This window comes from Okeania sp. SIO2C2 (assembly GCF_010692625.1).
Lineage (GTDB): Bacteria > Cyanobacteriota > Cyanobacteriia > Cyanobacteriales > Microcoleaceae > Okeania > Okeania hirsuta.
In genome coordinates this window covers 84037-93087 of record NZ_JAAHGM010000027.1, presented here as the reverse complement: position 1 = coordinate 93087, position 9051 = coordinate 84037, and the positions used below count along the sequence as shown (strand labels likewise).

Annotated in this window: 6 protein-coding genes; 5 read left to right on the top strand and 1 reads right to left on the bottom strand. The window is 32.0% G+C overall.

Features of this window, described 5'->3' with window-relative positions:
* From F6K18_RS20925 to F6K18_RS20905, 5 genes are all read left to right on the top strand, one after another.
* A partial coding sequence (locus F6K18_RS20925) for a hypothetical protein (protein WP_287523630.1) occupies positions 1–199 on the top strand: 199 nt, incomplete at its 5' end.
* Positions 200–554: 355 nt separating this feature from the next.
* Positions 555–1757: an SGNH/GDSL hydrolase family protein gene (locus F6K18_RS20920; RefSeq protein WP_287523627.1), complete on the top strand. Its 1203-nt coding sequence runs from the start codon at positions 555–557 to the stop codon at positions 1755–1757.
* Between the two features lie 1062 nt (positions 1758–2819).
* Complete coding sequence (locus F6K18_RS20915) at positions 2820–4031, top strand: SGNH/GDSL hydrolase family protein (RefSeq protein WP_287523624.1); 1212 nt, start codon at positions 2820–2822, stop codon at positions 4029–4031.
* Between the two features lie 487 nt (positions 4032–4518).
* Positions 4519–5496 carry a hypothetical protein gene (locus F6K18_RS20910; RefSeq protein ID WP_287523622.1) on the top strand — a complete coding sequence of 326 codons (978 nt, stop codon included), beginning with the start codon at positions 4519–4521 and terminating at the stop codon, positions 5494–5496.
* A 442-nt stretch (positions 5497–5938) separates the two neighbouring features.
* On the top strand, positions 5939–7390 hold the full coding sequence (locus tag F6K18_RS20905; protein WP_287523620.1) for a hypothetical protein: 1452 nt from the start codon (positions 5939–5941) through the stop codon (positions 7388–7390).
* A gap of 253 nt (positions 7391–7643) precedes the next feature.
* Here the strand turns inward: F6K18_RS20905 and F6K18_RS20900 are convergent, their stop codons facing one another.
* Entirely contained in the window at positions 7644–8708 is a 1065-nt protein-coding gene (locus tag F6K18_RS20900; protein WP_287523617.1) for a hypothetical protein, read from the bottom strand.
* Positions 8709–9051: the final 343 nt, after the last annotated feature.

The following is a 9051-nucleotide window of genomic DNA, read 5'->3' as shown; positions in this document are numbered from 1 at the left end:
TCTTCCCATAATTATTGTCCTCATATTGCTGGCTATTCTATTCCACTATTTTAGTTGTGGAGCGTCCAGAACGTCTATTTTTGGCTGTCTGTTTTTAACGATCGCTTGTTTTTGGTTGTCTGTTTTTTGCGTTGGCGGAGCAAGTGCGGCAGCTATATCGCTTGTCTTAGCAAGAGTAACTTTTGACTGGCTATTCTAATGCACCATTTTAGATGAAACAGTCCAGTACTGGACCGACACACTTTAAATGGTGCATTAGAAAATGGGGGGATGGGGTGATGGGGTGATGGGGTGATGGGGCGATGGGGTGATTATGAAAAAAGCGCTCTGCACACTTTTAGCTGTGTCAGTCTACTACACTTATTGCACCATTATTTTAGATATGTCATTTTACTACATTATGCACTTCTAAAAGTAGTACAAAAAATCAGGAGTCAGAACTACCGATAATACCAGATTTTATAAAATTTCCATTTCTCGTGACTCCCAACTTCTGAGGACTGACCTCTACTTTGATCAAAAGACTTTTTATTAACAAATAAATCTCCAATATAATGAAAAAACTTAAGAATTTAGCCATCAATTTAGGATTAACATTAGGTACATTAATATTTACTTTGACAGTGGGTGAAATAGGATTAAGAATAGCAGGAATTAAGTATCCAGTGCCAAGAATGGGTGCAGATGAAAATCCTCTCCATACTTTCAAAGATATGTACAGAGGTTGGGCAGGAAAACCTAATGGCAAAGGGTTGTGGAAGGAGGAGGGTGTTCCTTCTGAAATAAAAATGAACAGTGGAGGATTTCGTGATTATGAACGGAGTAAAAATAAACCAGAAAATGGATTAAGAATTGCTCTATTAGGAGATTCTTATACAGAGGCACTTCAGGTAAAATTAGAAGATACTTATGGTGCAGTAATGGAGAAAAAATTACAACAATGCTCTGTGTTAAAAAATCGAAAAGTAGAAGTAATGAATTTTGGTGTAAGTGGTTATAGTACAGCCCAAGCATTAATGACTTTAAGACATCATGTTTGGGATTATCAACCAGATTTAGTTATTTTAGCTTTTTATCCAGGTAACGATCTTAGTAATAATTCTCCTAATTTAGAACACGACCATTTACGCCCTTATTTTGTTTACAAAGATGGGGAGCTTGTGGCAGATATGTCGTTCCGGAATTTGAAGTTTTGGCAGAGAAATCGTTATGCTTTTTCTATGGTAGATTTCTTGCCATATTGGTTAATAAAAAATTCCCGGATTTTACAGTTAATTAGAAAGGTAGATATGGATGCTAAAACCCGTCAATATAACAAGGATTATAATGCAGTTAATATAGATTTTTTCAAAGAACCAAAACCTAATTCTGATTGGGAAGAAACTTGGGAAGTAACTGAGGGTTTGATTAAGTTAATGCGAGATGAAGTATATGAAAAAAATACAGATTTTATGCTCATAACAGTTAGTCATGCTTCTCAAGTTTTGCCTGATATTCAACAGCGTGATAATTTGAAAAAATATTTGAATGTGTCAAATTTATTCTACCCAGATATTAGACTGAACAATTTTGGGAAAGAGGAAAATATACCAGTCTATAATTTAGCAGGACCTATTTGGGATGAAGCTAGAAAAACAGGTAAATGTTTTCATGGTTTTGATAATGCACTTCCCTGTGGAGGTCATTGGAATGTTGAAGGTCATAGATTGGTAGGGGAAATAATGGGAAATTATTTATGTGAGAGATATAGCGGTTAGGAGTCAAGGGTCAGAATTTTATATCAAATCTGGATGATGAGTTGTTGACGACTTTTGTACAAAATTTACGATCGCCCAGATAACTATCTTTATCTTTGGTTGAATAAAAAGTCATGTACATAGGCAAATCATTCCTTGTAACTTTTAAATTATCACAAAAATTGTGAAGGTGGAACCAAAAATCCTTTGACGCACCGATTTTTCTAGAGCTTCATAGAATGAAAATATTTGTGGTTTTTCACTGAGTAGGAATGGATGGAAAGATTTAATAATGGGAAAAATATGATTCTCATCTTAAAAGTAGGAGAATAGGGGAGTATTTTTCAATCTTTTTCCTATATTGCTTGCCTCTATTCCATTCCCGATTCATAACTCAAAAACTTTTACGAACCAAATGAGCTTTATAGTAATTTTAAACAGTTATTGAAGTTAGTGAAATTAGTTAAGTCAGTTAAGTTAGTTAGAAAATTTATATAGCGGTTCTAATATTAATGAAGAACAGTATATTAAACAAGTAAAAACAATGAGTGGATTTAGGATAGTTGGTGATATTTTTACCCCCAGTGAAACAGAAGAAATAGTAATACCATCATCAGAAAATGTCCCGCTATACTAGCTTTTAACTCCCAGAAACCCGGTTTCTGATAAAACTTCAAAGCAAAAAAGTCAAAAGTAATCTCTGGGTGAGTTTTTCCTAGGAATCCTCCGCAAATAGGATTTACTAATGTCCTAAAAAAATATGACCATGTAGGGAGGTTGTATGCAACGTCCCTACTTTGCTATCTACTCAAGGATATTCCGTAGTAAGGAGGTTCTTTTTTCGGTTGGGTGTTGGGTTTGAGGACCACACTCCTAGGATAGAAATTTCAAACATTATGGTAGTAGGATATTCCGTAGTGGGGGGGTTCGTTTTTTTTCCTTGGGTTTGGAGAGCAAATCCCTAGGATAGAAAATAAGAAAATTCACATAATTTTTGATTTTTCGGTATCAAGTAAGATGCTCACGCTACAATATTTATTCTCAATATTAAAAATAATCTCTTGCTCAACTAACCTTTATAGAATGAAAAAACTAAAAAATTTAGCTATCAATGTAGGACTAACAGTAAGTACATTAATATTTAGTATTGCCGCAGGTGAAATAGGTTTAAGAATAGCAAAAATAGAAACTCCACCACCGCCAAGAGAAGACTCTAATAAAGAACTTTTATACACAACAAAAGACCCCTATCGAGGTTGGGCAGGAAATCCTAATGGCAAATCATTTTGGACTGGAGAAGGTATACCTTCTGAAATAAAAATGAATAGTGGTGGTTTTCGGGATTATGAACGGAGTCAAACAAAACCAGAAAATAGTTTAAGAATTGCTTTATTAGGAGATTCTTTTACAGAAGCAATCCATGTAAAATTAGAAGATACTTATGGTGCAATAATAGAGCAAAATTTACAACAATGTCCTGTGTTAAAAGACCGGAAAGTTGAGGTAATGAATTTTGGCGTACAAGGTTATGGAACAGCTCAACAATTAATGACTTTAAGACATAATGTTTGGGATTATCAACCTGATTTAGTAATATTAGCTTTTTATTCTGGTAACGACCTTCGTAATAATTCTCGTACTTTAGAACATGACCATTTACGCCCCTATTTTGTCTATCAAGATGGTCAACTTGTGGCAGATATGTCATTCCGAGATTTGAAATTTTGGCAGAGAGACCGTTATAATTTTTCCCTAGTAGATTCCTTGCCATTTTGGTTAGTACAAAATTCTCGAATTTTACAGTTAATTAGAAAGGTTGATATTAATACTAAACGCCGTCAGTTTGAAAAAGATTATAGTGAAATTAATCTTGCTTTTTACAAGGAACCAAAACCCAATTCTGACTGGGAAGAAACTTGGGAATTAACAGAAGGTTTAATCAAACTAATGAGAGATGAAGTTAATGAGCAAGGAGCAGAATTTATGCTAATAACAGCTAGTGATGCTTATCAGGTTTTACCGAATACTCAACACCGTGATGGATTTAGAAAATCTTTGAATGTGCCAAATTTATTCTATCCAGATATTAGATTAAAAAATTTTGGTAAGGAGGAAAATATACCAGTGTATAATTTAGCCGGACCTATTTGGGATGAGGCAAAAAGAACAGGTAAATGTTTGCATGGTTTTGATAATGCATTTCCCTGTGGAGGTCATTGGAATATAGCAGGTCATAAATTTGTAGGGGAAATAATGGCAAGTTATTTGTGTGAGAAATATACTAATCTTAAATAATTCGTGAGAAAAAATTGTATGGGGTTTGGTTTCCAAATTTAATTTTTGGTTAGGTTTGAAGACCAAAACCATACCATGGAATATTAGAAATTTTTAGGAAATGCCATGAAAATTTTGAAATTTATTCAGGGAATAAAAACAGGGTTTAGTTTAATCAGTATTAACTTAATCTTAGCATTTATTGGTTTATAATTTGTTTCATTATGATTTTATTATTCCCAGGAAAAGCAACTATTTTATAATCAAAAAATACTATTTATCAAGTTCGGAAAGAGTTGAAAAAAACAGAAAATAGACTAGGTACGGAATAAATAAATCTATCTTAGAGCGACTACATCCTCTTTTTTGCTATGTAGGAAAACAAGGTATATTTAGCAAAAAAAAATCTCTTTTTGCTTATAAAGAATCAGGAATACGGGTTGATAATTACGGCCTTGTATCTCAGTATGATTATCCTTTTGCTAAAACAAATAAAAATCAGTTTATTGTGGGTGTATTTGGCGGTTCAGTTGCTTATTATTTTGCTACAAATGCGATTTACAATGAAGCTAAGGGTAATGAAGGATTTATTCAAGAAATAAAACAAATTCCTCAGTTAAAAGACAAAGAAATTATCATTTTATGTTTTGCAATTGCGGGTTATAAGCAACCACAACATTTGTTAATGCTTAACTATTTTCTTTCTATTGGGCAAGCATTTGATTTAGTTATTAATATAGATGGCTTTAATGAAGTAGCATTGTCTAATCTGAATAATCAGCAAAAAATAGAGTTATTTTTGCCAAGCGTACAACATATTTTACCTTTAACACGATTAGCTAATGATGATTTGTCAGTAATGAAAGCAATAGTGAAAATTAGTGAGCTGAAAAATAATTTATCAATTGCTATTAATAAATTAGAAAGTTGTAAATTAGCATTGTGTTATGGTTGGAAAAGTTTGGAGGTTAAAGGATTATTAGACAGATATCAAAAAGAAATTTTTAAATATGATGAACAAATTGCCAAAGATTCTAGCAAAACAGATAATATTGACAGCTTAGTTTATTTGAGTAAAATGCCACAAGTATTAGAGGATAAAGTTGCTTTTGAAAAAGTTGCTAAAAATTGGTATGAGTCATCACTAACAATGAGTCAAATTCTAGTTGAGAGAAATATATTGTATTTTCACTTTATTCAGCCAAATCAATATTATCCTACAGAAAGAGTCTTTAGTTCAGAAGAAAAAAAATTTATTATTGAAGATAATCCTTATGCAGTAGGAGTAAGAAAAGGTTATCCAGCGTTAATTTCTAAAGTTAATAGCTTACAAAAAGCAAAAGTTAATGTATTTAATGCGGTGGATATTTTTGATGATGAAAAAGAAATTGTTTATCGAGATGCTTGCTGTCATTATAATATAATTGGCCAGACAATATTAGATAAGTACGTTGCTAATTCTGTCAAAACTATTATGGAAGAGTAAGCATTTAGCTGTCAGCTATAGCAGTTTTCATTAACATAGAATAAAGAATGATTAGACATCTCCAGAAAAGAGGGAGTAGGGAGTAGGGAGTAGGGAGGAAAAATTGATAATTTATATGAGATAATTGATTTTATTTTTTATTATTGGAGATGTCTATTGGAAAAATTTTCCCGATTTTATTCTTCCCTATTCTCTAAAATAAAAGTCTCCAATATAGCAATGTGCGCTGGCATATTTACAAATTACAAGAACTGTCCAATAGCTAAAATATTATACTATTCCTTACGGAATGCTAAGAAAACAGTTTTTTATTCCTCCTTTTGCCTGCGGAGAGCGCTATATCTCACAACTAAAATCATATTGCTATATCAGTTAGAAATATTTACTACTTCTACTGGAGCAAAACCGAAAAAATATCTAAATTATTTGCTATTAAATTGCCATGAAAAACTTGAGTATTTTGAAAAAAAAATCAGAATTATGGAAAATCATTCTGATCAACATAATTCTCTTATTTGTATTTTTAGAGTTAGGTTCTCTGGGTTGGTATTTTTTCAGATATAAGCAATTTTTCTATACTAGAGAAAAAGTAGCGGAAAATAATCAAGGAGAAGAACTAGAAAATCAAGAAAAAAATGAAAATATAAATGCCAATATTAATCAAAAGCCAATGGGAATAAATTTAGCAGGAATTAGGTTAGAAGACTCTGTAATAGAAAGACTACATCCTTACTTTGGCTATGTTCAAAAACCAGGACCAGATTTTAGAGAAGGATTTAAATACAATGCTGCTGGTTTTATTTCTCCTTATGATTATCCCTATCAAAAAAAGAGTGAAAATCAATATATCATCGGAGTATTTGGTGGTTCAGTTGCCTCAAATTATTCAATATATGAAATTCAGAATCAAATTTTGGTCAATAAATTAAAGCAAGTTCCAGAGCTTAAATATAAGGAATTTGTGATCTTGTCTTTTGCCACAGGTGGCTATAAACAACCGCAACAATTAATATTATTAAATTACTTTCTCTCCATCGGCCAAAAAATTGATATGCTCATCAATATAGATGGGTTTAATGAGGTTATTTTGGCAAAAGCAAACAATAAAAATAATATTGATATTATGATGCCAAGTACCAATCATGTTGTGCCGTTAACCAACATAGCGAATAATAGTCTCTCGACAAAATCTATTAGAGCAATGTTAAAAATTAACGACAGTAAAGATAAATTGAAAGATGCTTTAGAAACTTTAGATAAGTGTCAAGTAGCTTACTGTTATGCCTTGACATCAATTTATGTACAAAATCTAGCAACGACCTATCGTAAAAATGTCAAAATATTTGATAAAGAAAGGAAAAAAGCAGCTCAACAAGCTGCGGGAGAAACTGAAGCTAGTATCGTTTATTTCTATGCACAATCTCCTCAACTAGAAAAATCAGAATTATATGAGACTATGGCGGAACATTGGAAAAAAGCCTCCATAATGATGAAGCAAATTGCTGCTAATAATAATATTTTATATTTTCATATTCTACAGCCAAATCAATATTACCCTACCAATAGAATTTACAGTGAAGCAGAAAAGAAAATTGCTTTTGACTCTGATACTCCTTTTAAAGAAGCAACAGAATTGGGGTATCCAGTGCTTTTAAGTAAGATAGATGATTTGAAACAAAATGGTGTGAATATTTTCAATGGTGTGAATATTTTAGATAATGCCAAAGAGATAGTTTATATTGATAGTTGCTGTCATTACACGAAAGCTGGAGAAAAGATTTTGTCTGAATATATAGCTAATTCAATCTTTAATACACTTGCTCCAAATCAAAATAAATCAGTAGAGTTAGGAGACAGGAGACAGGAGACAGGAGACAGGAGAAACGGGGAATGAGCGAAAAGGTAGGAGTAAGAATTGTCCCAAGATTGTTTTGCCCAACTATGCGCCTAAAATACGCTCCTTTTTGAGCATAAAGAGCTGAAAAATTTGCACTTTTTTCGACCCCAAAAAGGCACTTGTCTTTATATGTCAATGCTTTTAGATTAGATCGGTAAGCCCTAATTATTAATTATTAATTATTAATTATTAATTGTTGAACAGATGTCTATTATAAAAATTTTCACAACCAATGGACGAATTGCCATATCTACTGAAAAAATTCTTCAGAGAGATACTTATCTATTACTTCAGCAGCTAATCTATTGCCAGCAATATTCCAATGAATATCGTTAGGTTTGTAGAGAGGAATTTGAGTACCCGCAGTCACAAATTCTTCAACAATATCAAGATAATATATATTATTTTTGACAAGTGCTTGAGATAATAATTTGTTAGGTTGTCGAAAATCAAATTTATTGGGAGTAAAATTATAACTAGCAACTACTTTATCTCTTAATTCTTTGATAACTTGTACTTCATCAGGCATTAAGACTACGACTAAAGTAATATTTCTGCGATCGCAGATTTCTTTGATTTTTAATAAGTCGCCCAAAGCATCATTAAAATGTTCTTTAAATTCAGTTTCTTCAGGATTTTTGAGAAAAATATAACTCCTCTTTTTTGCTTCTTCCAGATGAAAGTCATCAGGTACAGTAGGTAAATCTTCTCGATACTCAATATTATGATGATAAAGATTACCTTCAAACTTACTATTCACCTTAATTAGAAAATCAAAAAATGAGAAAACATAAGAATCTTGAACTTTAAGTAATCTCCGGTTTTGTTGTGATTTATAGTTATCAGAAAAATCATTTCCGATATAAAAAGATAACAACACCATATCAGGATTTAATTCTAATCCTTCATTCACTAATAGGGATAAATAATCTTTTGGCCCAATAGCAATTATGCCCATATTTATTAATTCTATTGGTTGCTGACTATCTTGATTAAGTTTTGACTCTAATAGAGTTAAAAAATTATGTTTGTAGGGAATACCTCCATAAGCAAAAGAATCACCTATACCCAGAATTCTATATGTATCTTCTGCTTTTTGTTTGCTAAATTCTACATCTTTAAATCCCCGAGAATTTAATTGAAAATCATAATCTGTAGATAATGGTTTCCCACGCCAGCGATTATAAGATGAGGGGTCATAAAACATAAAAGATGGATTAATTTTGTGATAAATTCTGAATGTGACTTCTGTTAAGCCAAAAGTTATTAAAGATATAATTGCTGTTTGACGGAGGATAGAAAAAAATCTGTTCATTATTAAATTTTAAAGGATGAATTTTTTGATTGGATTAAATACAGTTAATCTAGTGCCGCTACGCGGAAGTTAAAATTCAAAAGTTAAAAGTCAAAAGTATTGATTTGTAATTGTTTTAGTATTTTGTAACCAGTTATTTCCGCCATCCTGCACTAGATTAGCGATCGCTAAGATGTTAATATAACACCAAGCGTGATAAATGTTTGCTACAAATGACTAGACTTTTTATGAGGAGTCAGGAGTCAGGAGTCAGGAGTCAGAATGAATGGCTTTAATACCAGCTTTTAGATAGGAAATTCTCTTTTTTGTTAAAGGGATATCTCCTGCAAAGTCTTTCGACCGT

Excerpts from the sequence above, each read along its gene's own strand:
- F6K18_RS20920 (WP_287523627.1), top strand. The coding sequence starts at position 555 with ATGAAAAAACTTAAGAATTTAGCCATCAATTTAGGATTAACATTAGGT.
- F6K18_RS20915 (WP_287523624.1), top strand. The coding sequence starts at position 2,820 with ATGAAAAAACTAAAAAATTTAGCTATCAATGTAGGACTAACAGTAAGT.
- F6K18_RS20905 (WP_287523620.1), top strand. The coding sequence starts at position 5,939 with ATGAAAAACTTGAGTATTTTGAAAAAAAAATCAGAATTATGGAAAATC.
- F6K18_RS20900 (WP_287523617.1), bottom strand. The coding sequence starts at position 8,708 with ATGAACAGATTTTTTTCTATCCTCCGTCAAACAGCAATTATATCTTTA.